The organism is Pantoea sp. FN0302, assembly GCF_050113775.1.
In the GTDB taxonomy this organism is placed as follows: domain Bacteria; phylum Pseudomonadota; class Gammaproteobacteria; order Enterobacterales; family Enterobacteriaceae; genus Mixta; species Mixta alhagi.
Genome location: NZ_JBNJSM010000001.1, coordinates 1,661,733 through 1,686,186, shown reverse-complemented (window position 1 = coordinate 1,686,186; position 24,454 = coordinate 1,661,733). Strand labels below are relative to the sequence as shown.

At 54.3% G+C, this 24,454-nt stretch carries 27 protein-coding genes and 2 tRNA genes; 9 read left to right on the top strand and 20 right to left on the bottom strand.

Annotation, left to right across the window (positions count from 1 at the left end; all coding sequences use genetic code 11):
• Positions 1–153 precede the first annotated feature (153 nt).
• Positions 154–615 carry a macrodomain Ter protein MatP gene (matP, locus tag ACQE32_RS07930; protein ID WP_085072194.1) on the top strand — a complete coding sequence of 154 codons (462 nt, stop codon included), beginning with the start codon at positions 154–156 and terminating at the stop codon, positions 613–615.
• 85 nt (positions 616–700) lie between these two features.
• Here the strand turns inward: matP and ompA are convergent, their stop codons facing one another.
• Both ompA and sulA read right to left on the bottom strand, forming a co-directional pair.
• A complete protein-coding gene (gene ompA / locus ACQE32_RS07925; protein WP_426981104.1) occupies positions 701–1,774 on the bottom strand; it encodes a porin OmpA in 1,074 nt (357 codons plus the stop codon).
• 350 nt (positions 1,775–2,124) lie between these two features.
• Entirely contained in the window at positions 2,125–2,631 is a 507-nt protein-coding gene (gene sulA, locus ACQE32_RS07920) for an SOS-induced cell division inhibitor SulA (protein WP_427021604.1), read from the bottom strand.
• 209 nt (positions 2,632–2,840) lie between these two features.
• Between sulA and ACQE32_RS07915 the strand changes: the two genes are divergently transcribed.
• Positions 2,841–3,458 carry a TfoX/Sxy family DNA transformation protein gene (locus ACQE32_RS07915; protein ID WP_427021603.1) on the top strand — a complete coding sequence of 206 codons (618 nt, stop codon included), beginning with the start codon at positions 2,841–2,843 and terminating at the stop codon, positions 3,456–3,458.
• Here ACQE32_RS07915 and yccS read toward each other — a convergent pair.
• Together yccS and ACQE32_RS07905 are read right to left on the bottom strand one after the other, a co-directional pair.
• Positions 3,455–5,602 carry a YccS family putative transporter gene (yccS, locus tag ACQE32_RS07910; protein WP_426974263.1) on the bottom strand — a complete coding sequence of 716 codons (2,148 nt, stop codon included), beginning with the start codon at positions 5,600–5,602 and terminating at the stop codon, positions 3,455–3,457. The genes ACQE32_RS07915 and yccS overlap by 4 nt on opposite strands.
• Positions 5,603–5,614: 12 nt before the next feature.
• Positions 5,615–6,061, bottom strand: coding sequence for a YccF domain-containing protein (locus tag ACQE32_RS07905; protein ID WP_426974264.1), 447 nt, complete (start codon positions 6,059–6,061; stop codon positions 5,615–5,617).
• Positions 6,062–6,196: 135 nt separating this feature from the next.
• Here ACQE32_RS07905 and helD point away from each other — a divergent pair, with 135 nt between their 5' ends.
• Positions 6,197–8,251: a DNA helicase IV gene (helD, locus tag ACQE32_RS07900; protein ID WP_427021602.1), complete on the top strand. Its 2,055-nt coding sequence runs from the start codon at positions 6,197–6,199 to the stop codon at positions 8,249–8,251.
• A gap of 20 nt (positions 8,252–8,271) precedes the next feature.
• On the opposite strand, the gene ACQE32_RS07895 is transcribed toward helD, so the two are convergent.
• On the bottom strand, positions 8,272–8,730 hold the full coding sequence (locus tag ACQE32_RS07895; RefSeq protein ID WP_085072187.1) for a methylglyoxal synthase: 459 nt from the start codon (positions 8,728–8,730) through the stop codon (positions 8,272–8,274).
• A 73-nt stretch (positions 8,731–8,803) separates the two neighbouring features.
• A complete protein-coding gene (locus tag ACQE32_RS07890; protein WP_426974266.1) occupies positions 8,804–9,454 on the bottom strand; it encodes a DUF2057 family protein in 651 nt (216 codons plus the stop codon).
• A 189-nt stretch (positions 9,455–9,643) separates the two neighbouring features.
• Here ACQE32_RS07890 and ACQE32_RS07885 point away from each other — a divergent pair, with 189 nt between their 5' ends.
• Positions 9,644–10,069, top strand: a complete 426-nt coding sequence (locus ACQE32_RS07885; protein WP_426974267.1) for a CoA-binding protein — start codon at positions 9,644–9,646, stop codon at positions 10,067–10,069.
• Positions 10,070–10,116: 47 nt separating this feature from the next.
• Here ACQE32_RS07885 and hspQ read toward each other — a convergent pair whose 3' ends face one another.
• A complete protein-coding gene (hspQ, locus tag ACQE32_RS07880; RefSeq protein ID WP_085072184.1) occupies positions 10,117–10,434 on the bottom strand; it encodes a heat shock protein HspQ in 318 nt (105 codons plus the stop codon).
• A gap of 63 nt (positions 10,435–10,497) precedes the next feature.
• Positions 10,498–11,688 carry a 23S rRNA (cytosine(1962)-C(5))-methyltransferase RlmI gene (gene rlmI / locus ACQE32_RS07875; RefSeq protein ID WP_426981109.1) on the bottom strand — a complete coding sequence of 397 codons (1,191 nt, stop codon included), beginning with the start codon at positions 11,686–11,688 and terminating at the stop codon, positions 10,498–10,500.
• Between the two features lie 89 nt (positions 11,689–11,777).
• On the opposite strand from rlmI, the gene yccX reads away from it, so the two are divergent.
• Entirely contained in the window at positions 11,778–12,056 is a 279-nt protein-coding gene (gene yccX / locus ACQE32_RS07870; protein WP_427021601.1) for an acylphosphatase, read from the top strand.
• Positions 12,057–12,089: 33 nt separating this feature from the next.
• Here the strand turns inward: yccX and ACQE32_RS07865 are convergent, their stop codons facing one another.
• Both ACQE32_RS07865 and yccA read right to left on the bottom strand, forming a co-directional pair.
• Positions 12,090–12,416, bottom strand: coding sequence for a TusE/DsrC/DsvC family sulfur relay protein (locus ACQE32_RS07865; protein ID WP_426974270.1), 327 nt, complete (start codon positions 12,414–12,416; stop codon positions 12,090–12,092).
• Between the two features lie 119 nt (positions 12,417–12,535).
• Entirely contained in the window at positions 12,536–13,195 is a 660-nt protein-coding gene (yccA, locus tag ACQE32_RS07860; RefSeq protein WP_085072180.1) for an FtsH protease modulator YccA, read from the bottom strand.
• A gap of 219 nt (positions 13,196–13,414) precedes the next feature.
• Between yccA and ACQE32_RS07855 the strand changes: the two genes are divergently transcribed.
• The 3 genes from ACQE32_RS07855 to agp all read left to right on the top strand — a co-directional run bounded on the left by ACQE32_RS07855 (position 13,415) and on the right by agp (position 15,890).
• Positions 13,415–13,502 (top strand) — tRNA-Ser (locus tag ACQE32_RS07855).
• A 200-nt stretch (positions 13,503–13,702) separates the two neighbouring features.
• Positions 13,703–13,790: transfer RNA gene (locus ACQE32_RS07850), tRNA-Ser, on the top strand.
• A 363-nt stretch (positions 13,791–14,153) separates the two neighbouring features.
• A complete protein-coding gene (gene agp / locus ACQE32_RS07845) occupies positions 14,154–15,890 on the top strand; it encodes a bifunctional glucose-1-phosphatase/inositol phosphatase (protein ID WP_427021600.1) in 1,737 nt (578 codons plus the stop codon).
• A 57-nt stretch (positions 15,891–15,947) separates the two neighbouring features.
• Here agp and ACQE32_RS07840 read toward each other — a convergent pair whose 3' ends face one another.
• From ACQE32_RS07840 to ACQE32_RS07825, 4 genes are all read right to left on the bottom strand, one after another.
• A complete protein-coding gene (locus ACQE32_RS07840) occupies positions 15,948–17,324 on the bottom strand; it encodes an NAD-dependent succinate-semialdehyde dehydrogenase (protein WP_427021599.1) in 1,377 nt (458 codons plus the stop codon).
• A gap of 68 nt (positions 17,325–17,392) precedes the next feature.
• Complete coding sequence (locus ACQE32_RS07835) at positions 17,393–17,623, bottom strand: YccJ family protein (protein ID WP_085072177.1); 231 nt, start codon at positions 17,621–17,623, stop codon at positions 17,393–17,395.
• 24 nt (positions 17,624–17,647) lie between these two features.
• Complete coding sequence (gene wrbA, locus ACQE32_RS07830) at positions 17,648–18,247, bottom strand: NAD(P)H:quinone oxidoreductase (RefSeq protein ID WP_427021598.1); 600 nt, start codon at positions 18,245–18,247, stop codon at positions 17,648–17,650.
• Between the two features lie 54 nt (positions 18,248–18,301).
• Positions 18,302–18,391 carry a hypothetical protein gene (locus ACQE32_RS07825; protein WP_237172438.1) on the bottom strand — a complete coding sequence of 30 codons (90 nt, stop codon included), beginning with the start codon at positions 18,389–18,391 and terminating at the stop codon, positions 18,302–18,304.
• A 144-nt stretch (positions 18,392–18,535) separates the two neighbouring features.
• On the opposite strand from ACQE32_RS07825, the gene ACQE32_RS07820 reads away from it, so the two are divergent.
• On the top strand, positions 18,536–19,444 hold the full coding sequence (locus ACQE32_RS07820) for a DMT family transporter (protein WP_426974375.1): 909 nt from the start codon (positions 18,536–18,538) through the stop codon (positions 19,442–19,444).
• 3 nt (positions 19,445–19,447) lie between these two features.
• On the opposite strand, the gene rutG is transcribed toward ACQE32_RS07820, so the two are convergent.
• From rutG to rutA, 6 genes are read right to left on the bottom strand one after another with little or no spacing between them, the layout of a single operon-like run.
• Positions 19,448–20,779, bottom strand: a complete 1,332-nt coding sequence (gene rutG / locus ACQE32_RS07815; protein WP_426974274.1) for a pyrimidine utilization transport protein G — start codon at positions 20,777–20,779, stop codon at positions 19,448–19,450.
• 44 nt (positions 20,780–20,823) lie between these two features.
• Positions 20,824–21,348 carry an NADH-dependent FMN reductase RutF gene (rutF, locus tag ACQE32_RS07810; protein ID WP_426974275.1) on the bottom strand — a complete coding sequence of 175 codons (525 nt, stop codon included), beginning with the start codon at positions 21,346–21,348 and terminating at the stop codon, positions 20,824–20,826.
• A gap of 25 nt (positions 21,349–21,373) precedes the next feature.
• On the bottom strand, positions 21,374–22,201 hold the full coding sequence (gene rutD, locus ACQE32_RS07805; protein WP_426974276.1) for a pyrimidine utilization protein D: 828 nt from the start codon (positions 22,199–22,201) through the stop codon (positions 21,374–21,376).
• A gap of 7 nt (positions 22,202–22,208) precedes the next feature.
• The gene (rutC, locus tag ACQE32_RS07800) at positions 22,209–22,595 is read right to left on the bottom strand and encodes a pyrimidine utilization protein C (RefSeq protein ID WP_426974277.1); all 387 of its coding nucleotides are present in this window, start codon (positions 22,593–22,595) and stop codon (positions 22,209–22,211) included.
• A gap of 27 nt (positions 22,596–22,622) precedes the next feature.
• A complete protein-coding gene (rutB, locus tag ACQE32_RS07795; protein WP_426974278.1) occupies positions 22,623–23,354 on the bottom strand; it encodes a pyrimidine utilization protein B in 732 nt (243 codons plus the stop codon).
• Positions 23,354–24,445 carry a pyrimidine utilization protein A gene (gene rutA, locus ACQE32_RS07790; protein WP_426974279.1) on the bottom strand — a complete coding sequence of 364 codons (1,092 nt, stop codon included), beginning with the start codon at positions 24,443–24,445 and terminating at the stop codon, positions 23,354–23,356. Before rutA ends, rutB begins: the two co-directional genes overlap by 1 nt.
• Positions 24,446–24,454: the final 9 nt, after the last annotated feature.

Here is a 24,454-nt window from a genome sequence, read left to right as displayed (position 1 = left end):
AAGCGCGATTATACAGCTTTTCAGGCTGTTACGCACGGCAGAGATTAGACTGATTCTCAGCAGAGTAGCGGAGTCGCCGCTGCGCCTTTCTCTGCCGCAAGTCGTAAAAAAGCTGTTATTCTTAGTTTGTTACCTGCTCATGATGAGATTCCGATGAAATATCAGCAGCTGGAAAATCTTGAAAGCGGATGGAAATGGAAATACCTGGTAAAAAAATACCGGGAAGGGGAGCCGATCACCCGTTACATTGAAATCAGCGCCGCACAGGAAGCCGTCAGGGCTTTGCTGGCCATGGAAAACCATCCGGTAGAGGTGTTGAAATGGATTGAGCAACATATTAATCCGGCGCTGGAAAACCGTATGAAGCAGACGATTCGTGCGCGCCGTAAACGTCACTTTAATGCCGAGCATCAGCACACGCGTAAGAAATCGATCGATTTAGAATATCTGGTGTGGCAACGGCTGGCGGGGCTGGCGCAGCGTCGCAACAGCACCTTATCGGATACTATCGTACAGTTGATTGAGGATGCTGAGCGAAAAGAAAAATATGCCAGCCAGATGTCGACGCTACGTCAGGATCTGCAGGCTATTTTAGGCAAAGACGATGTGAGCTAATGCGGGAAAAGGAAAAATAAGCGTTTTTTCCATTAAGCAGCCAATAAAAAACCCCGCCGGAGCGGGGTTTTTCTTAACGTATTACTTAAGCCTGCGGCTGGGTAACAACGTCTTTCAAACCTTTAACTTCGATTTCTACGCGACGATCCGGACCCAGGCAGTCGATCAGGGCGTTACGGCCTTTCACGCTGTCACAGGTGTTGCCGGTAACCGGATTAGATTCACCCATGCCACGTGCAGAGATCTTGTCAGACGGGATACCTTTAGATACCAGGTAGTCAACCACAGACTGAGCGCGTTTTTCAGACAGCTTCTGGTTGTACTGCTCAGAACCGATACGGTCAGTGTAGCCCAGAACAACAACGGAACCGTCTTTCGGATCCATTGAGCTCAGCTGAGAGTACAGCTGATCCAGCGCCTGCTGGCCTTCGCCTTTCAGGGTTGCTTTGTTGAAGGTGAACAGCACGTCTGATTTCAGCGTGAAGTGTTTGGTTTCAACAACCGGAGCCGGAGCAGGAGTCGGCGCTACAACCGGAGCTGCTGCATCGTCCTGACCGAAACGGTAAGACAGACCTAAGCTCAGCATGGCGTTGTCAGGACGAGTACCAACGGTACCTGCGTCACCGATGTTGTTAACCCACTGGTAGTCCAGACGGGTAGCCCAGTTTTTGTTCAGTGCGTATTCAACACCAACGGCTGCCAGCGGAGAAACGCCGGTGTCGTGGTCGTTACGGCTGATGTTGGTACCCACAACGTGCTGAGTAGAATCAGCGCGCCATACCATACCACCCAGACGGGTATAAACGTCCAGGTCATCCATGATCGGGTAGCTCAGTTTCGCTGCCAGCTGGATGCCCTGTGCTTTAAATGCGCCGTTAACTACGTTGCCTTTGTTAGGCATGCGGCCAAGCCAGTCATAACCCAGTTCGAAGCCCAGGTACGGGTTAGCCTGATAACCAACGAATGCACCAGCGCCCAGCTGGCTTTCGTGAGTCGGGCCATCGTTGTTCACGTAGTTGTTACCGTAGTAACCAGTATCGTGATACTGAGACCAGCCCAGTTTGGCACCGGTATACCAGGTGTCATCTTTCGGTGCGGCCTGCGCTACGGTAGCGAAGCCAGCCAGTGCCACTGCAATTGCGATAGCTGTCTTTTTCATTTTTTGCGCCTCGTTATCATCCAAATAGGCAAGGAGCTTAAATTAAGCTCTTGGTTGTAATCCTTCGCCGGGTCCTTTTGCTCGATTATTACTCTACCGGAAAACGGAGGTTATTGAGCACCCTGGCGAGATAAAGTCTACAACGTGGCGAGAAACTTACAAGTAAGATGTGAAGGCGCTCGGCAAAAAAAGGGCGTTTCAGACATAAATTTTAACAATAGTCACCCGTTTTAACGAGCTAAAAAAGGTTATTTAGCGCGGCAAAAGCGAGGCTTAGCCGCGTGAGAGTAGAATCAGCGGGTTATCAAAAGAAAGTGAGAATTTTTAGCTGAGATTTATCTTATATTTACTTAATGATACAAAGTTGAGTGAATTTTCAGCCGATTTTTTTGTCCGCTGGGACAAGTAGCGCCAGTTTGGGGTCGCATTATGAGTCCAAGAGCCTGCCCTGCGGAGGCTGCTTCTTCAAGCCGACGACGATCGTTTTCGCTTATATCATTAGTAAACCAGCCCAAAACCACACTGTAATTCCCTGTTTGCAGCGCTTTTATCATCGCCTCAACCGTACTGAACGCTTGATGATAAGGAAGCTGCATCATCTTATTCAGCGGCAGTCCCGAAGCCTTAAGCCACTGCCGGCTGATCTTTTGCGGCGGCGTTAGCCAAAGCTGCCAGCGCGACTGCGTACCCAACTGCTGTAATAGCGGCAGGAGTAACAGCTGCGTTAGCCCTGGCTGAGCTTCGCTATAGCTTAGCTCGCTGATCCAACCGGTTGTTAAGACTGACGATACGGCAACGCGAGAATGACCAGGCAAAGCAGAACGAGCAACAGAAGACTTCAGTAAATGAGTACGCATGATTATCAGCTCATGTGGTTACTGTATGGATATACAGTAATGTGCTGAGCGCTGAAGATCAACCTCATTTTTTGAAAACGTCTCGCACTTTTCACATGCAAATGAATGCAAGCTCATTTAGTAATTGAACCATTAATTAGAATTGCCTATGTTTTAGCTGATGGAAAACAGTAGGTTAGTTTAGGTTTCTTAAGGAAAAGGAGCAGCATATGGATTCTTACCAACGGATAATTCAATCAAAACAGCAGCTGGCGGCATTAGGCAATATTACCGTGCGCTCGCAATTTGGCGGCTATAGCCTGGCCGTGGAAAAAGTGGTGTTCGCCTTGATTACCGATGGTGAACTCTATCTGCGAGCCAGCGAAACGCTAACGCGCTATCTCCGTACGCAATCGTTAACGCCGTTGGTTATCGATAAACGCGGCATCGCAGTAGAATTACGTTATTACCATATTGATGAAACGCTATGGAACAACCGGCCGTTGTTGATCAGACTGTCAAAATCGGCGCTGGCGCTGGCGCAGCAGCAAAAAAGTGCGCGCCAAAATAATGTACGCCTTAAAGATCTGCCTAATCTGGGCATTCGCATGGAAATGCTGTTGCGCGAGATCGGCATCAACAGCGTATATGCACTGCGCGAGGCGGGAGCAAAGCGGTGCTGGCTACGCTTAAGGATGCGTAACCAGCACCTGGGGCTGAACTGTTTAATGGCTCTGCAGGGCGCGATTTCTGGTCATCATCAGGCGGCCCTGCCCGCAGAGATAAAAGAAGAGCTGCGTAACTGGTTTAATTGCGCCGTGCATGTGGAAAAAGCACGACAAAACTAACCGGCGGAACGGGAGGCCAGCTGCTTTTTCAGGCGAGCAATTTCGGGCAACAGCGCAATCAACAAACCGATTTGTTGTAATACCAGCTGCGCCTGTGAATCCGCCTCGCTGTCAAACCCCCCAATACGGGTAGCAAGCTCACCCATCATCCGCTGCGCTTGCTGCTCGCTGACGATATCTATCTGTAATACATCATCAACATAGCAGACGGCATCATCCAGTAGCGCCAGCAGCTCTGGCTGCGTTATTTTTTCACGATGCGCGCCTAATGCGGAGATGTAGCTTAAAAAAGAGTGATTCAGGCAGAGCAGACGAAATGCCGCTTCACGCAGCTGCGGATCCGGGCGCATTTCGGTTGAAAGGTTGGAAACCACCGAGGCCAGCTCGGCATCACCGTTATGCGCGTCGCGACGCGCAATACGGTAGGCCAGGCGGTTATCTTTCCCCTGGTGATACTGTTCCAGAATTGCATCCAGATATCGGCAGTTAGCCGTTAAGGTTTTTTCCGCCACCGCCGGCAGGCGTCGGAAACGCCAGTCTGGCCAGATAAAACTGACCGCCAGCCAGGCGATGCCACAGCCCAACAGCGTGTCGACAATACGGGGAACCGCCACATCGAAGCCTTCGCCCAGCAAATTAAAGCAGAGCAGTACCAGCAGCGTGATGAACATAGTGGCATGCGCATACTGTACCTGGCGGAAAGCAAAAAACAGCACGCCTGACAGCACAATCAGCAGCAGCTGCCCATCCACAGAAGGCACCAGCCATAAAACCGGCAAACCAATAGCGATGCCGGTTAAGGTGCCAATAATGCGCAGCGCCAGGCGGCGGCGCGTTGCGTTATAGCCGGGCTGGCAAACAAACAGGCTGGTCAACAGGATCCAGTAGCCACGCTCCAGACCGGTCAACTGAATAAAGGCGTAGCCAACGCACAGCACCAGCGACATCCGCACGGCATGACGAAAAAGCGGTGATTCTGGCGTTAAATGACGACTAATGCGCAGACGAATATCGCTCCAGCCGGTTAATCCCTCGCTGGAGAGGTGCGTATCGCTGCCGTCCCGATGCGCCTGCTCCAGCGCTTGTTCTGATTCTATCGTCGCCAGCTGGGCATCAATTGCTTTTAAATTGCGCAGTAAATATCGCAGCGCTTTTTGTCGCGCTTTATCTTGCGTTGTATCAGGCAGCCGATCCAGCGCCGCCTGCAGATGATTAAAAGCGCGCTCAAAACGCATATCATGCTGATAGCTGCGCTGCAGCAGAATCGCATCGGAAAGCTGACGACAGGCGCGCGCCTGCATGGTCAACAAACGCTGAAAACGAAACAGGATTTCGCTGTAGCGCCACTCCTGACGCAGGGCATGGTATTGCACATGAGAAGAGCTGGCGCGTTCATGAATATCCTGCGCGACAAAATAGTAATGCAATGTTCGCCGTGTACCGCGTTGCCCGCGATCGCCGCGTAACCGACTCTGAATTGAGGTTTTCGTCTCATTAAGCACGGCCACCAGCTTGCTGTTAGCCATCGCCACTTCAACCAGCCCGCCGTCGTCGTTTTCTTCCGTATCGGGATCAAACAGGCTGGCCTTGGCGTCCAGGTAATTAGCCAGCATGCTGTAGCTGCGCGCCATGTTCTCCTGTAACGGACGAATAGGAAACAGCAGGTGTCCTGTCAGCGTTAGCAGGTTATACCAGACAGCGCCCAGCAGCAGCAGGATCGGCTGGAGATACCACTGCGAAAAGAGACCCGCGCCAAGCATGGTGTAAATAGCAATCAGCAGCGCGCCAAAGGCGATAGTGGCATAGCGCTGGCCAAGCGCGCCCAGCAAAATAAAACCCCAGGTAGAAATCGCCAGGCCGAGAATAAATAGCCAGGGCCAGGGGAAAAGTAACTCTACCGAAACCGAAGCGATGCAAAAACAGAGCAGCGTGATAAACAGATTGCGCAATCGGCCAGTAAAGCGGTCATCAAGATCGGCCAGCGCGGCGGCGACCACGCCCAGCGTAAGCGGTAATGTCCAGACAACCTGCTGGATCCACCAGGGAAAGGCGGCCGCGCCCGCCAGCGCCAGAAAAATGCGGGTCAGATAAAGCCCGGTACTGTTCGCCGTATAACGACGCAAACCCGCAGTTAACGCAATCATGACATGGCGACCTTACTGATAGCGACGACGCGCATTAGCTTCACGTGCTGCACGCGCTTCTTCAGTGGAGACAACGCGGCGACCAACCGGCCATAGCGCAATCGCCGCCAGCTTAAAGTTGGCAATACCTACCGGAATGCCAATGATGCTGATGCATTGTGTAATGCCGAGCACAATGTGGGAAAGGCACAGCCACCAGCCAAAGAAGATAAACCAAAAAATATTCAGCAACGTGCCGCCGGTATTCAGCAGCGTGTTGCTTTGTTCAGGACGTAATTCATCTACATGAACCGCCTCATTACCATAAGGTAGCAGGGAAAGTTTCGTTATCTCCCAGCAGGAGCGTGTCAGCGGCAGGGTAAAGATCAAAACGATACTTACAAGGGTAGCGAACAACCAGCACAGTGTGGTAAAGAAGCCACCTAATACAAAATTAAGGATATTCAAAACGGTACGCATAACAGGCTTCCTTCAAAAACAGAATTTATCCAGCATAACTGCGCTTGATTGTAACCTGTTTTAACCCTGGAGCGGTAAACTACGGCTCGGTAGACTAAACAGCAAACCGTATCCATCCACCTTTGGTTATAACGCATGGAACTAAAAGCAACGTCGCTCGGCAAACATCTGGCGCAGCACCCGTACAATCGGGTACGGCTATTAAGCGCCGGGGTAGAAGTCAGCGGTGAAAAACATGAGTATCTGATCCCGTTTAACCAGCTGCTGGAAATTAAATGCAAACGCGGCCTGATCTGGGGAGAGCTGGAGTTTACCCTACCGGATGAAAAAGTAGTGCGTCTTCATGGTACGGAGTGGCAGGAAACGCAGCGCTTTTATCACTATCTTATGCAGGCATGGCAGGGCTGGAGCGAAGAGATGAGCGCAATCAGCGCCGGAGTGCTGGAGACGCTGGTGGCAGCCTTACCGCAGCAGGAAACGCAGGCTCGCTGGTTAAAGCAGCGTGAGCTGGCTGAACTGCAGCAGCAAATCGAAGAAACCTTTTCCGCTTTACCGCTGCCTTCCTCACGGCTGGAGAATTTCGATAACTGTCGGACGCTTTACCGGCAGTGCCGGGAGTGGCTATGCCGTGGCGAAGCAGAACGGGCGAGGCGTAACGACGTCTGGACTCAACGGATGCTGGAAGAGCATGCCGATTTTTTCGCTACAGTAGAGTCAGCCCCGCTCAATCTTGCGCAGGCGCGTGCGGTGGTGAATGGTGAAGAGACGCTGCTGGTGCTGGCGGGTGCCGGCAGCGGTAAAACAGCGGTTCTGGTAGCGCGGGCGGGCTGGCTGCTGCGTCAGCAACAGGCTCAGCCGCAGCAGATTTTGCTGCTGGCGTTCGGGCGTCAGGCTGCGGAAGAGATGAACGAGCGCATCAGGAGCCGACTGCATATTGAAGAGCCGGAGGCGCGCACCTTTCACTCGCTGGCGCTGCATATCATCCGCGAGAGCAGCAGTAAAATGCCGCTAATCTCCCGCCTTGAAACCGATAGCGAGGCAAGACGCCAGCTTCTGGTTGAAATCTGGCAACAACAGTGCGCGGAAAAGAAATCCCACGCTAATGGCTGGCGGCAGTGGCTGACGGAAGAGCTGGAGTGGGCAGTGCCGGAAGGCGATTTCTGGCAAGACCATGCGCTGGCGCAGCGGTTGGCAAGCCGTCTGGAAAGCTGGCTTGGCCTGATGCGTATGCATGGCGGTGCCCAGGCGGCAATGATTGCTGATGCGCCAGACGCGATACGCGATCTCTTCGCTAAACGCGTTAAGCTGATGGCGCCACTGTTGAAAGCGTGGAAAAGCGCGCTGAAAGAAGAGGGCGCGGTCGATTTCTCCGGGCTGATTCATCAGGCGATCAACCTGGTAGAGAAAGGGCGGTTTATCAGTCCCTGGAAACATATCCTGGTGGATGAGTTTCAGGATATTTCGCCGCAGCGGGCGTTATTACTGGCCGCTTTGCGCAAACAGAATCGGCAAACCAGCTTGTTTGCCGTAGGCGACGACTGGCAGGCGATCTACCGCTTTAACGGAGCGGAAATGACGCTGACCACCTCATTTCATCATTACTTTGGCCAGGGGGATAGCTGCATGCTGGATACCACCTGGCGTTTTAACGATCGTATTGGTGACATCGCCAACCGCTTCGTGCAGGAAAATCCTCATCAGCTTGCCAAACCGCTTAACAGCCTGACAAAAGGTACCAGGAAAGCTATTTCGCTGCTGCCTGATGACCGGCTGGAAGATTTGCTGAATAAAATGAGCGGCTACGCCCTGCCAGAAGAGCGGGTATTGCTGCTGGCTCGTTATCATCATCTGCAACCCGCATTGCTGGCAAAAGCCAAAACCCGCTGGCCTAAGCTCAGGCTGGATTTTATGACGATTCACGCCAGCAAAGGGCAGCAGGCGGATTATGTGATCCTGTTGGGATTGCAGGCGGGAAGTGACGGTTTCCCGGCACCGACGCGTGAGTCGGTAATCGAAGAGGGGCTGCTGCCTCAGCCTGAAGATTTTCCTGATGCGGAAGAGCGACGCCTGGCTTATGTGGCAATAACGCGAGCGAAACAGCAGGTCTGGCTGCTTTATAATCGTCAGCAGCCGTCGGTATTCGTCGAAGATTTTAAACGACTGGGCGTGCCGCTGCTGCGTAAGCCCTAGAGAGGGCAAGCCCGGTGCGCTTATTTAAGGCGCGCCTGCAGATAGTTTTGATAATCGGGAATCTGAATGGTAACCGCCTGATTAAATAACGGTGACTGGATCAGGAAGTCAGCGGTGGAACGGTTAGTGGCCGTTGGGATATTCCAGACGGTGGCAAGACGCAGCAGCGCTTTTACATCTGGATCGTGCGGCACGGCGTTCAGCGGATCCCAGAAGAAGATCAACAGATCGATTTTACCTTCGGCGATTAGCGCGCCTACCTGCTGATCGCCGCCCATTGGGCCACTGAGCATGGCATTAACCTCAAGGCCGGTAGCCCGCTGGATCAAATTGCCCGTGGTGCCGGTGGCATAGAGCCTGTGTGCATCCAGCAGCGTTTTGTGCTGGCTGACCCACTCCAGCAGTGCGGTTTTACAATGATCGTGTGCCACCAGGGCAATGGTTTTCGCTTCGGCAAGAATACGGCTGGTTTGCTCCATTGATGCATCCTGTTGAGAATAAGGTAAAAATAGGGAAACAAACCCAGAGTTTACCGCTGCGGAGCGGTAAACATCAACTTGGCCGTAGCGCTTTCATCCAGCTTACCAGGCGCTGGCGCGTGGCGCTGTCGACCTGATGAAACCAGAGTTGCAGCATACGCTCTGCGGGCATATTGGCGCCTACCACATCAACCGGGAATTTGTCCTGTTGCATGCTTAATGGCGGTTGCTGAGCAAAACGGGGAACGGATGCCACCTGACCGTTGCGGTTATAGGCTATCAGCGCTTTTTCCAGATCGGTCTGATGTCCCTGCAGCAGGGGAAGGCGATCGCGGCGGCTTTCAACCGTCTGACCTTTTTCGTCTACCAGGATAAACGCGCTGTTTTTATCAAACTGGCGACGATCGCGCAGGTTTTCCAGCGCGGGAAGCCGAATAGAAATGGATTTGGCTTTGGCGACAAATGTCACGATCAAAGGGGCGGAAATATAGCTACGCTTTACGTTGCCATGAGAAGTGTCGAGTACTTTTTCAACGCGGAACAGAAGCTGATGCTCCCCATTGTCCAGCTCCAGTCCTTCAGCTCCCTTGAGCAGCGAGCCTGAAATTTTGCGTCCGTCCAGTACCAGTAGATCGATATTGGGATCGAGCCTGAGCGTAGTCGCGTAACAGGACGTTGCGAACAACAACGCAAACATACCTGAACAGATCAAACGCAGCTTCATTATTTCTCCAGAAGGCGCACGGGAATCCCGGCAGTGAATGTATCAAATTCTTACATTATGGCAGTGTGTTAACATTTTAACATATTATTTTGTGCCCTGAATCGCTAAATGTGCAGATGAATGCCAGCAATTCATTACCGAACCGTAAATAACCTAAAATGGGTCAAACCATTGTATCAGGAGTCATTCATGAACGATCAAATGATTGCCGACGTGCTGCGTTCTACCCGTACTATTGCGTTAGTGGGGGCCAGCGATAAACCAACCCGTGCCAGCTATGGCGTGATGGCCTGGCTGTTACAGCAGGGCTATCAGGTTATTCCGGTCAGCCCAAAGCTGGCAGGCCAGACATTACTGGGACAAAAAGTATATGCCACGCTGGCAGACATTCCTGTGCCGGTTGACATGGTGGATGTGTTCCGTAATTCAGAGGCGGCGTGGGGCGTGGCGCAGGAGGCGATTGCTATCGGTGCGAAGACGCTCTGGCTGCAGCAGGGGGTGATCAATGAACAGGCTGCGGTACTGGCTGGAGAAGCAGGGCTAAACGTGATCATGGACCGCTGTCCAAAAATTGAGATCCCGCGGCTGGGGTTACTGAAAAATCAGGCGAACTGATCGCGCAGCGTAGAGAAAATGAGATGCCTGGCGCGCCAGGCATAATATTAGTGACGTAAGCGAGGGGATAAAAGCTGTTGACGAACTGACTCGGCCAGTTCATCCAGCGAAGGCTGTTCGGGATGAACGGTTTGCGCTTCGCCTGCAAGCTGTGCTTCGGCCAGATAGGTATGAATCGGCTCACCGTCATCGTCTTCGGTAACGACATGATACCAGGGCGCCGTACGTAACATCTCATTTGCGCCCACATCATCAATATCAGGGTCGTCTAACGAATACTCGGGATCGACATCAACCACCACGCCCAGAAAGCCCAGCATCTTATGACGCACCTGCTGACCAATTCCAAATTTACTGGCAATCATCAATACCTCCTGACAAACATTGCCTTTAACCACAAATATGGGGATAAAAGCATCGTTTTCAAGTTACAGCACGCGGCAGGCAAATCCCTTCAGATAGAGACCTTCAGGATAGCTGGCGATAACCGGGTGATCCGCCGCCTGACGGAACTGCTCTATAAATTGTACATCACGATGAGCGTCAACGGCGGCGTCAGCGATAATTTTCTGAAATAAATCAGTTGCCATCAGTCCTGAACAGGAGAAGGTCATCAGCATGCCGCCCGGATTCAGCAGCTGCATCGCCAGCATATTAATGTCTTTATAGCCACGACATGCGCCTGCCAGCTGATTTTTGTTTTCAACAAACTTAGGCGGATCCATCACGATAAGATCAAATTTTTCGCCGTTATCGCGATAGCGGCGCAACAGTTTAAACACATCATCGCGCAGGAATTGCGCCTTACTGACATCCAGCCCGTTCAGTTCTACGTTCTGACGCGCCACATCCAGCGCCGCCTGCGACGTATCCACGCTGATAACCTCACTACAGCCACCAAGCAGAGCAGAAACAGCGAAGCCGCCGGTATAGGAGAAGCAGTTAAGCACGCGTTTATCTTGCGCATAGCGCCGGGTAGCAAAGCGACTGTCGCGCTGATCCAGATAGTAGCCGGTCTTGTGGCCGGTACGAATATCTACCAGCAGCTTCATGCCATGTTCGCTAATCGACAGCAGATCGGGCGGTAATGCCCCACAAACTGGCCCCTGGGTCAGCTCCAGTCCTTCTTTCTTGCGTACGGCCACATCGGAGCGGTCGTAGATGTTACAGTCGGGATAGCACTGCTGCAGCGCGGAAATAATTGCTGGGCGCTGATACTCCGCACCGGCAGAAAGCAGTTGCAACACCAAAAAGGAGCCAAAACGATCGATCGTCACGCCCGGCATGCCGTCAGACTCACCGGCGATCAAACGGTAGCTGTCCAGGCCATCCCGTACCGCCAGCCAGTCACGCAGCTGCTGGGCTGCCTGCAGGCGGCGGACAAAAAAAGCGATATCGACAGATTCGTCCTGCTGCCAGCTCCAGACACGTGCGCGGATTTGCGAATCGGGTGAAAAGGCTGCGCGGGCCAGCCATTTACCCTGGCTGTCACAAACGTCAATGGTTTCACCGCGCTGGGCTTTACCTTCCATACGCGCAACGGCGCCGGAAAAAACCCAGGGATGACGACGGAGCAGGGACTTTTCACGTCCCTTAGCGAGAATCAATCGAACGGTCATATTTTGCTATGCTTACCAACGGAAAATGAAGCGACATTGTCCGGTGGTTACCGGCAAAATGCAATCAGCGGACATCAGGGGAGCGCGCAATGACGCAACAATGTATTAAAGCCTGGGTTCATGGTCAGGTGCAGGGCGTAGGGTTTCGCTACAGCACCCAGATGCAGGCGCAGCAGCTTGGATTAACCGGCTATGCGCGCAATCTGGATGACGGCAGCGTGGAAGTGCTTGCCTGTGGCGCAAGCGAGGCTCTGGAACAGCTGGTGGCCTGGTTAAAGGCTGGTGGGCCACGCAGCGCGCGCGTCGATCGCGTATTAACAGAGCCGCATCATGCGGGTGAGCGCCCGCAGCGCTTTACCATAGGCTAATCAGAGCGGGGCAGGGGCTGCTTCGCTTAAGCGTCACAGGCATTTAACCGGCCTGGGCAGGCCGGCTATTTTGGTCGCCTGCTTTGCCGGGCCATCGGGAAACAGACGAAACAGATAGCGGCTGTTGCCTTTTTCCTCGCCGTACTTCTGCGCCATCGCTTTTACCAGCATTCTTACTGCCGGAGAGGTATTGTAGGTCAGATAAAACTCACGAACAAAATGCACCACTTCCCAGTGCGCTTCGCTCATTGTAATCGCTTCTTCAGCTGCGATATGCAGCGCCAGCGCTTCGCTCCAGTCCGCAGAATTCAGCAGATAGCCCTGAGCGTCGCGCGCAATTTCTTTACCTTCAAACAGCACAATATGGCCTCACTTGTTTAACCGGTGGCTATCTTAGCAAACTTAACGGCGGCAAAAAATAAGGCCCCGCCGGTGGGCGAGGCCTTAATCAGGCATGCAAAACGATACGCGGAGGGCGTTTAGTTATTACGTGAGAAGCCAAGAATGCTCAGCAGGCTGATAAAAATATTGTACAGCGAGACATAGAGGCTAATGGTGGCGCGAATATAGTTGGTTTCACCGCCGTGAATAATATTGCTGGTTTCCCACAGGATCGCACCAGTAGAAAACAGAATAAACAGGGCGCTGATAGCCAGCTGCAGAGCCGGCAACTGCAGGAACAGGTTAGCAACCACCGCAACCAGCAGCACTACAAATCCCGCCATCATCATGCCGCCAAGGAAAGACATATCCTTGCGCGTTGTCAGCACATAGGCGGAGCAACAGAAAAACACCAGAGCGGTACCGCCCAGCGCCAGCGCAATGGCATCGCCCATGCCTGCCGACAGGAAGGAGTTCAGGATCGGGCCCAGGCTATAGCCGAGAAAGCCAGTAAAGGCGAAAGCGGCCACAATACCGGCCGGACTATTGGCCAGGCGGTAGGTTAAAAACATCAAGCCATAAAAACCCACCAGCATCAGAATCAGGCCAGGCGCAGGCAGGTTCAGTAAGGTACTGGCGGTTGCGGTCGCGGCAGAAAAGGCCAGCGTCAGCCCCAGCAGGAAATAGGTATTACGCAAAACTTTATGAGTACTCAGCAACGATGTGCCGGTACCAGAGCGGGAAACAATACGATCCATAATGCACCTCATACAGGGGTAACAATCTTAGCGCAGAGCATACGAAGCGCGGCGGAAAGGGAAAAGGCGCTTTACCCTTCTTTACGCGTGAAGCCGCTGTTTTTGTGAACCAAATGGTGATTAAGCCAGCAAATAAAAAGGGTTTGGCTGTTTTTCAGGCGAACAGCAAGCCTGACTATTTACATTGCGCTGAGGGGTGTTTATAGTTCGCCTCATTGCGGAGGGGTGGCCGAGCGGCTTAAGGCAGCGGTCTTGAAAACCGCCGATGGGAAACCATCCGAGAGTTCGAATCTCTCCTCCTCCGCCACTGAATTACAACGGGTCAGCAGCAATGCTGGCCCGTTTTCGTTTGTGCCGTAAGCGGTTTTGCTTATGTTTTCAGCGCGACGCTGCGAAAATAATCAGTCAGATCTTTTTTGCATAAAAGAGGCTTGCACAAGCAGAATCAAGCCGTTAGACTTCGTCGCACAATATGACACGTCGCAACGCAGTTGTGGATTGTCTTGCGGAGGGGTGGCCGAGTGGCTTAAGGCAGCGGTCTTGAAAACCGCCGATGGGAAACCATCCGAGAGTTCGAATCTCTCCTCCTCCGCCAAATTTTAAGAGCCAGCACAGCGTGCTGGCTTTTTTTATGCCTGCAATCCCTGTCTGCAAGAGCAAAGCCAGCTAAATCTTGTTCACGCCCGGCTAATTTGTCAGAATTCGCCTTTTTTCTTTTATCTTGTCGACGCCAGCGGGCGCAAACGGATGCCTTTCCAAAACATTTCGTTACTTTTCAATTAGCTAAACAGATTAAAGCGCAGTGTCGCACGTCTGCTATAGTCCTGATACGATATAAAGCCTGCTTCCGACTGCTGTGCATTATGGCGTCGGGCGTAATGCTATACCCATTATTGGCGCTGACGCCCCAGCGGTCAGCGGTCAGCCAGTCATCATCAGATCGAATGGAACAGTAACAATGATCAAAAAACTCAGTCTTTGCGCATTGTCGGTTATTGCGGCGTTACCCTTAGGATTTTCTGCCCACGCCGCTGACGGCGATCTGCAACTCCAGCAGGTATTAATGATTAGCCGTCATAACCTGCGGGCTCCGCTGGCTGATAACGGCAGTCTGCTGGCGCAGGCGACCAAAAAAGCCTGGCCGCAGTGGGATGTGGCGGGCGGCGAGCTGACCACCAAAGGCGGCGTGCTGGAGGTCTATATGGGGCGTTATACGCGCGAGTGGCTGGCGCAGCAGGGACTGATGAAAAACGATGCCTGTCCGGCTTCCAGCGAGGTATTTGCCTATGCCAACAGCTTGCAACGTACCGTCGCGACAGCACAATATTTTGTTACCGGCGCGTTTCCCGGCTGCGACGTTACCGTAACGCATCAGGATGAAATGGGTACTATGGATCCCGTATTCAGCCCGGTCATCAGTAACGACAGCGAAGAGTTCAACAAGAAAGCGCTGGCGGCCCTGAATGCGCAAGGTGAAAAGCTGAGCCTTAAGCCCGCCTTCCAGCGTCTGGAAAAAATTGTCGATTATAAAAACTCACCGGCCTGCAACGGCAAAAAGCAGTGCACGCTGAGCAGCGATAACCAAAACAAATTCAGCGCGGAAAATGGCAAAGAACCTAACGTTGCCGGTCCGCTGAAAGTGGGTAATTCGCTGGTGGACGCCTTTACCCTGCAATATTATCAGGGCTTCCCGCTGGAGCAGGTCGCCTGGGGACAGATTAAAACCCCAGAACAGTGGCAGGAGCTGGCGGCGATTAAAAACGGCTATCAGGATGCGCTGTTTACCTCGCCGGAAATTGCCCGGGAAGTAGCAGCGCCGCTGATTGATTACATTCGCAGCCAGCTGGTGGATCAGGATAAAGCCTCTGCGCCAAAAGTAACGCTGATGGTGGGTCATGACTCAAATATCGCTTCGCTGCTGGCAGCGCTGGATACCAAAGCCTATACGCTGCCGGGACAGTATGAGAAAACGCCGATTGGCGGCCAGGTTGTTTTTGAGCGCTGGCACGATGCGAAAGCAGATAAAGATCTGGTGAAAATTGAATATGTTTACCAGACCGCCGAGCAGTTACGTGATGCCGAAGCGCTTAGCCTGAAAAACCCGCCAAAACGCGTAACGCTGCAGCTTAACGGCTGCCAGACGGATGCGAACGGTTTCTGTTCATGGGAGCAGTTCAGCAATGCATTGAATGCAGCATTGCAGGGCACCGCGCTGCAGCCTGCTGCTGTAAAACCGGCACCAGAGGCCAAAACAGCACAGGATAATGCAGCGGCAGCTAAACCGGCCGCCGATAAGCCAGCGGCTGATAAACCTGCTGCAGCCAAACCTGCTGCCGGTAAGTCAGTTGCGGACAAAGCTGCCGCGGATAAACCCGCAGCCAACAAAGCCGCAGTGGATGCACCGGTGAATAAAGCGGACGCCGCTAAAGCTGACCAGCAGGCAAAAGCTACGGAAAAACAGGCCGCTGGGGAGGACGATGCCGCGAAAGCTGCGGCAGAGAAAGCGCAGGCGGATGCAGAGAAAGCGAAGGCCGCTGCGGCTAAAGCCAAAGCGGATGCTGAGCAGGCTGCAAAAGATAAAGCGGCAAGCGAGAAAGCCGAATCTGCTGCACAGCCAAAAGCTGAACCACAGCCAAAAGCCGCTGATGAGAAAGCGCAGCAGGCACCGACAACACAGGCAGGATCTGCCAGCTGATCCCAGACAGAGAATAAAAAGGGAGCCTCAGGCTCCCTTTTTTATGGATCCGTCCGCTTACTGACCGGAAACCACTACCAGTTTCTGATTCACGAACTCTTTAATGCCCAAATCGGACAGCTCACGTCCATAGCCGGAACGTTTAACGCCGCCGAAAGGCAGCTCTGCAGCGGTATCGCTGGCGGAATTGATAAACACCATGCCGGTTTCGATGCGCGCAGCCATACGCTTACCGCGCGCGATATCGCCGGTAAACACGGCACCGCCGAGGCCGTAATGGGAATCATTGGCCAGCTGTACCGCCTCGTCGTCGTTCTCAACCACATAAACCTGCGCCACCGGACCGAAAAATTCGGTGAAATAGGCGGGATTGTCACGTGTGATATTGGTCAGAATAGTGGGTTGATAGAAACAGCCGGGGCCGGATAGCGCCTCGCCGCCGTAATGCAGCGTCGCGCCTTTAGCGACCGCCTCCTCAACCTGTTTAATCAGCGTATCGCGCGCGCTGGTAGAGGAAAGCGGACCAAGCGTGCTGTTTTCATCCAGCGGATCGCCGATTTTCACTGCTTTGAAGGCCTCAGTGAATTTTTCCAGGAAACGATCGGCAACGCTGCGCTGAACGATAAAGCGTTTCGCCGCGGTACAGACCTGACCGGCATTGCTCAAACGCGCCTGGACGCCTTGTTTAACCGCTTCTTCTAAATCGCAGTCGTCCAGCACCACAAACACATCATTGCCGCCCAGTTCAAGAGTGGTTTTCTTTAGATATTTGCCGGCCTGCTGTGCGACGGCGCTGCCTGCGCGCTCAGAACCAGTCAACGCGGCGCCCTGAACGCGATCGTCGGCGATCAGTTCAGCCACTTTCTCGCTGGAGATAAAAAGGTTAGTCCAGGCGCCTTTTGGCGCACCTGCTTCCAGCACCAGCTGCTCAAAGATGCTGGCGCAGTGCGGGACAATCGCCGCATGTTTTGCCAGTACCGGATTACCAGCCGCCAGATTGGGTGCCAGCACGCGCATGAGCTGATAGTAAGGGAAGTTCCACGGCTCGACAGCGACCAGAACGCCAAGCGGATGATGTTCAACCCATGCTTCACCCAAATCAGTGGGATAGGGCACCGGCTGTAAAAATTTTTCGGCATGCTCTGCATAATAGCGGGCGATTTGCGCGCAAATCTGCACTTCGCCACGGCTCTGTTTCAGCAATTTACCCATTTCAAGACTGGCGATTTTAGCCAACTCTTCTGCACGACTGTCGATCAGGTCTGCCAGTTTATGTAATACCTGGATACGCGGCTGGATATCGCCCTTCGACCAGGCTGACTGATAAAGCTGCGCGGCAGTTGCCAGCGCGTCTTCAACATACTCATCGCTATGCGCAGGCCAGGTTTTAGTGACTTCATTGGTCGCAGGGTTAACAGACTGGTAGGTAGACATAGAGGACTCCTTTCGCGGAATAAAAATAAAAAGGGCGGGAAATTCCCGCCCGCAGATATCATGGCGGACTAAACGTTTTTACGTTCCACTACCACATCGTCCCAGGTCAGGACATCTGCATCGGTTTTATCGAAGGCGCGAAACAGCACGTCGTCATTACCCTGCTGGCGCCAAATCTCTTCCGCCAGTTTTTCATCGTAATTTGCGACTTCAAAAATTGCCTCAGCAATCTCAGGTGAGGTATGGCGCAGGCTTGCCCATTCGCCAACATGATGTGCTTTGGATTGTTGCGTTGCCATAATGTTCTCCTGTGTTGATTGAGACTATCCGTTGATTTTTACCGCCAGCCGGGCGACATGCTCGCCCTGAAAGCGAGCAATAGTTAGCTCTTCTGCCGTTGGTTGCCGAGAGCCATCACCGCCGGCATAGGTAGACGCGCCATAAGGCGTGCCGCCGCGAACCTGACTGATATCAAACATCTCTTTAGTGCCGTAGCCGATAGGCACAAGCACCATGCCGTGGTGCGCCAGCGTGGTCCAGGTGGAGGTAATGGTCTGCTCCTGACCGCCGCCGGTGCCGGTTGAGGTAAATACGCTGGCCAGCTTGCCGTAAAGCGCACCAGAGGCCCACAGCCCGCCAGTGCGATCGAGAAAAGTACGCATCTGACCAGACATATTGCCAAAACGGGTAGGGGTGCCGAACAAAATAGCATCGTACTGCGGCAGTTCTTCTGGGGTCGCTTCCGGCGCATCCTGCTGCGTTTTACCGCCAACCTGAGCAAAGCGTTCAGCATCCATGGTTTCAGGTATGCGTTTGACGGTTATCTCAGCGCCGCTAACGCGGCTTGCGCCTTCGGCAACGGCCTGCGCCATGGTTTCAACGTGACCATACATGGAATAATACAGCACCAGAATTTTTGCCATTGTTCAGCTCCCTGTGGAATAGTTTCGATCTCTACGGCGGTCAGCCGGGCGCGTTTATTTTTTCGGGTTAGCAGGCTTTTTATCACCTGATTCCGGCGCCTGTTTTGGATCGTCTTTACTCTGCTGGGATTGTTTCTGTGACATAACGTTCTCCTGTAGCAATGAAAGATAACTTCAGTAACAGAGTATAGAAGAACTCCACAAGCTTGCCTGGAAGCCGTTAGCACCATTGACCCGATGTGGTGAGACAAGCACACTGGCAGCCTTCGTTGTAAGGAATGGATAAATATCTTGGGCCGGTTATCTCGCTACAAATGGACGCTTACGCTGCAGGAAGGCATCCTGATTTTTATTACCATGATCTGGGGCGGCACCTTTATGGTGGTGCATCATGCGATGACCATGAGCGGCCCTTTCTTTTTCGTCGGCGTGCGTTTCGCCACCGCAACGCTGCTCCTGCTGCTCTTTTCATGGCGCACGCTGGGCGGCTTTACGCGGCATGAACTGCTGGCGGGGTTCTGGATCGGCATCGCGATTGGTTGCGGCTATGGCTTACAAACCTGGGGCATGCAAACCATCTCTGGCAGTCAGTCTGCCTTTATTACCGCGTTATATGTGCCGCTGGTGCCGCTACTACAGTGGGTCTTTCTGGGCAAAATGCCTGGCCTGATGGCGTGGTGTGGTGTAGCGCTGGCTTTTATCGGACTGCTACTGGTGGCGGGACCAGAGAGCGGTGGCTTGACGCTGAATCGAGGCGAAATCGCGACGTTGCTTAGTACGCTGGCGATTGCGGCGGAAATTATTCTGATCGGTGCCAGCGCAGGCAAAGTCGATATTCGCCGCGTCACCATTGTGCAGCTGGGCGTGGCATCTCTGTTTTCTTTTCTGATGATGCAGCCCAACGGTGAAAGCGTGCCCGCTATGTCAACCTGGCTTTGGGGCAGTGCGCTGGGACTGGGACTCGCCAGCGCGCTGATTCAGGTAACGATGAACTGGGCACAGCGCAGCGTTTCACCCACGCGAGCCACGGTTATCTATGCCGGCGAGCCGGTATGGGCGGGCGTAGTGGGGCGTATTGCTGGCGAACGGCTGCCCGGCACGGCGCTGCTGGGCGGCGCATTAATTGTGCTGGGCGTGCTGGTGAGTGAATGTAAACTGAAAAGGCGGGCAAAAAGCCAACCCGCCGTGGAAGAGTAGAAGCTAACGATTCTGCCGCAGGATCTCCGCCTCGCTAAAGGACGAACTGCGGCGATAACGCAGGATGGCATGCAGCATAATTGCCCCGAAGGTGGCGGTGCCGATTCCGCCGAGCGTAAAGGCACCGATTTTCAGCGAGAAGTCGCCTGCGCCCAGCACCAGCGTAACCGCAACCATAATCAAATTGCCGTTCTTGCTCAGATCAACCTGATTCTGCAGCCAAATGCGCGCGCCCGCTACGGCGATCAGACCGAACACCACGATTGAGGCTCCGCCAATGACCGGCGCGGGAAGGGTATGGATCAGCGCGCCAAATTTTGGTGAGAAGCCAAGGAACAAGGCAATTAACGCCGCGGCCACAAAAGCCAGCGTGGAGTAAACGCGCGTAACCGCCATCACGCCGATGTTTTCTGCATAGGTGGTGACGCCGCTACCGCCAACGCTGCCGGAAAGCAGGGTTGCCAGCCCGTCGCCGATGAAGGCGCGTCCGATATAGGGGTCGAGGTTACGTCCGGTCATGCTCGCCACTGCTTTGATATGCCCAAGATTTTCCGCCACCAAAATAACCGCCACCGGCGCGATCATGGTGATAGCTGACACTGAAAAAACCGGCGCGGTAAGCTGCGGAAAACCAAACCATGGCGCGCTGGCAATCGGATTAAAATCAACCGGCTTGCCGAGACCAAACCCGTTGGTCAACAACGCATAGAGCGCCCAGGCAATAATAAGCCCTGCCAGGATCAGCAGACGCTGTACCATGCCACGGGTAAACACCGCTACCGTGCCGATACAGAGAATGGTCAGCACCGCCATCCAGCTGTCAAATACCGACGCGGAGACGCTGCGCACCGCTACAGGCGCCAGATTCAGCCCGATCGCCATCACCACCGCGCCGGTGACCACCGGCGGCATAAGCCGTTCAATCCAGCGCGTGCCCGCTTTGACCACCACCATGCCAATCAAGGTATAAAGCAGACCGCAGGCGATAATGCCTCCCAGCGCGACGCCTAAATGCGGATTAAGGCCCTGCCCGTTAAAGCCGGTAACGGCAATCACTACGCCAACAAAGGCGGCGCTGGAGCCGAGGTAGCTAGGCACTCGCCCGCCGGTCACCAGAAAAAACAGCAGAGTGCCAATGCCGGACATCATGATGGCGAGATTGGGGTCCAGCCCCATGAGGAGCGGCATTAACACGGTTGCGCCAAACATTGCCACCGCATGTTGCAGGCCGAGGATCACTGTCTGCCCCAGTGGCAGCGTCTCATCCGGGGCGATAACGCCATCTTCGCTTATCGCCGTTTTTTTATGCCATTGAGGAAACCAGGAATGCGCCATTATTTTCTCCTGCAGGGGAAAAGGGATGAGCCGCCGCAGCGGGGTTAACGGGCTTCCTGCCGTAACAGATGGTGATAGCCGCGATCGAAATAGATCAAGCCGGCGCCATGTTGATTACAAACCAGCGCCTGCGCTTCGCAAAACAGGATATCGTGCGTACCGACGCTAATCGTCTGGCTGATGCGGCAGTCGAAAGAGGCCACGGCCCCGTTCAGTATCGGTGCGCCAGTGAGCAGCGTGGACCATTCTGCGGCAATAAAACGCTCCGCCATCGGCGTTTTACCGCCGAACAGGTTCGACAGCGCCTCATGTTCCGCCGCAAGGATATTTACGCACAGCACCTGGTTTTGCATAAACGAGGGCCATACCGAGGCGGAGCGGTTCAGGCAAACCAGCAGCGTCGGCGGCGAATCCGTGACGCTGCAAACGGCCGATGCGGTAAAACCGGCGCGGCCACCGGGCCCATCCGTAGTGATGATATTGACGGCAGCACCGAGGCGTGCCATCGCGTTACGAAAATCCTGTTTCTCCACGGCGGAAAGCGCAGGGGATAAAGCGGTATGCGACATGATCACTCCTTATGTGGTAAGCGGTTTAGCTGCGCAGCGTTTCTGGCAGCGCATCGGATGTGGGTTGCATGGTGTCAGGCGTAGCCTCAAGCCATGCCAGCAGCAGCGCGTTGAAGGCCGGGCTATCGGTCACGCTCATCGCATGTCCGCCCCAGTTCATTTGCCGGAACGTGGCGTTGGGCAGCGCCTCGCACAGCTGCTGTGAGCAGATCCAGGGCACCAGCAGGTCATCGCGGCTGCACAGCGCCAGCACTGGTTGGGTGATGGCGGCGGCAAACGAACGAAAGTCGGCGCTCATCAGCGCATGCAGGCGCAGCAGCAGGTTTTCCATGCCCTGAAAATGGGCGCAGTGCAGCGCATCTTCCGCCTCAATACGTGCCTGATGGGCGGAAAGCCAGTCGGCAGGATAGAGAAACAGCGGCTGCGCCCGCACCCAGGCTTCAACGCCTGCGTTAAGCAACAGATCCTGACGAACACGAAAACAGCGGCGCGTATGTGCATCAAGGCTAAGCCAGCCGTTCACTACCACAATGCGTTTGACGCGTGTGGGATAGTCCAGCGCCAGCTGTAGCCCAATCAGGCCACCCAGCGCATGTCCCAACAGATCGAAACGCTCAATGCCTGCCAGCCGCAAACTTTCTGCCAGCTCGGCGGCCATATCCTGCAGGCTGTAGCCTTCAGGCAGCCGGTCAGCATTGCGGCCGGTGCCGCGCTGGTCGTAACTCACGACCCGATAGCGTCCACGTAGCGCGTTTAACTGCGGTAGCCAAAAGCTGCCCAGCCCGCCTAAGCCAGCCGCAAGTACCAGCACCGGTGCGTAGTCTCCGCGCAGGCCCGTAATATCCAGATGCATTGGCGCCTCACTTAGCGATATGCGCAGTGGAGGCGATTTCTACCAGCGCCTCTGGTTTTACCAGCCCGCACTGAATACAGAAACGGGCCGGTTTATCGCCCGGAAAGTATTCGGCATACGCCTGATTTATGGTGGCGTAGTGGCTCCAGTCGGTAAGGAAAATCGCATTAAAGGTCACATCTTCCAGGGTGCCGCCTGCCGTTTCGATCACGCTTTTAATGGTTTCCAGGACGTGACGCGTCTGCGCGGCGGGATCGCCCACATGAACCACATTGTTTTCGCGATCGAAGGGCAGCGTACCTGAGACATACACCACGCCGTCCGCCAGCGTGCCGGGCACAAAAGGGGCGATAGGGGTTCCACTGCCGGGTGGAATAATCACATGTTTAGGCATGACGATAGCTCCTGTGGGTGCAATGGTTCAGGCCGGGCGCTTAAGCGCTGGTTCAGCCAGCGTGGCGCAAAAGGTATTCACATCGGAAACCCAGCCGAAAAAAGTCTCAATGTTAAAAATCGCTGCCTGTTGGGCAAAAGCTGGGCCTGCCTGATAAGTCGCGTCTTCCAGAACGATGCCGAAATATTCCAGGAAAAAGCCGTCGCGCAGCGTCGATTCCACACAAACATTGGTGGCGATGCCGGTGAAAACCAGGTGGCGGATGTTGCGACTGCGCAGCATGCCGTCAAGCGGGGTGTGGTAAAAGCCGCTATAGCGCGGCTTGGGCAGCACAATATCGCCCGGCTGCGGCTGAAGACGATCCACCAGCGCATAGTCCCACCCGCCTTTGGCCAGCAGTTTGCCCTGTAGCTGCGGCTGTTTGCGCATGGTTTTTAATGCGTTGGATTTATGGTAATTAGGCGAGCCGGCATCCCCGGCTTCAACGTACTGCGGGTCCCAGCCATTCTGAAACCAGATAATCTGAATGCCGGCGGCGCGCGCGGCCTGTACGGCGACGGCAATATTTTCAATTACCGACTGGGTGGCGGAAACGTCAAAGCCCGCCAGGTCAAGGTAGCCGCCAGGCGTGGCGTAGGCATTCTGCATATCCACCACAATCAGCGCCGTTTGCGCTGGCGGGAGAGCAATGTTTTCAGGACGGGCGGGCAGCGTAACGGTCGCCTGCTGGCTGACGCTGCTACAAATAACCGTGTTCATCAGGCTACCTCCTGCGCTGCGGCGATAACGTGTGTCCGGCAGGCTAACAACGGCTGAATATGCTCGCCAAAGGCCTCAATGCCCTGCAGAAAATCATCAAAGGTCAACAACACGCCCTGCGTCCCCTCAACGGCAGCGACCTCATCCAGCATACGCGCAACGCTGGCATACGAACCCACCAGCGTGCCCATATTGATATTCACTGCGGAGGTGGGGTCGGCCATCTGGCGCACGTTGGTATCGCTGCCGGAACGCTTGTCCTGCTGGCTTTGAGTGGTAAGCCAGGCCAGGGCTTCCTCATCCGCGCCCGCCTTATAGTGTTCCCATTTTGCGCGCGCCGCCTCGTCCGTTTCATCGGCGATAATCATAAACAGCACAAACGAACCGACGTCGCGCCCGGCGGTCTCTGCAGCGGCTTTCATGCGGGCTGCCGTTGGCGCAAAGGCGGCCGGGGTATTAACCCCTTTGCCAAAGCAGAAGTTATAGTCAGCGTGCTGGGCGGAAAAGGCCATTCCGGCGTCGCTTTGACCGGCGCAGATCACCTTCATCGCTTTTTGCGGGCGAGGACTCAGGCGACAGTCATTCATGGTAAAAAATTCGCCTTTCAAATCGGATTTGCCGCTGCCCCAGAGGTCACGTAACACCGTAACGTATTCGGTCAGATAGTCGTAACGGCGCGAGAAATAGTCATCGCCCGGCCACAGTCCCATCTGTTCATACTCTGGCTTCTGCCAACCGGTAACCAGGTTAACGCCAAAACGTCCCTCCGCAACCGAGTCGATAGTTGCGGCCATGCGCGCCACAATAGCGGGCGGCAAAGTGAGAGTGGCAGCGGTGGCATAGATTTCGATGCGCGTGGTCACAGCGGCCAGCGCCGCCATCAGGGTGAAGGACTCCAGGTTATGATCCCAGAACTCAGTTTTACCGCCAAAACCGCGCAGTTTGATCATTGATAAAGCAAAATCGAAATGGTAATGCTCCGCTTTCTGCACAATCGCTTTGTTCAGCGCAAAGGTCGGCATGTACTGCGGCGCATGACTGGAAATCAGCCAGCCGTTATTACCTACCGGGATAAAAACGCCAATTTTCATATGAAGCCC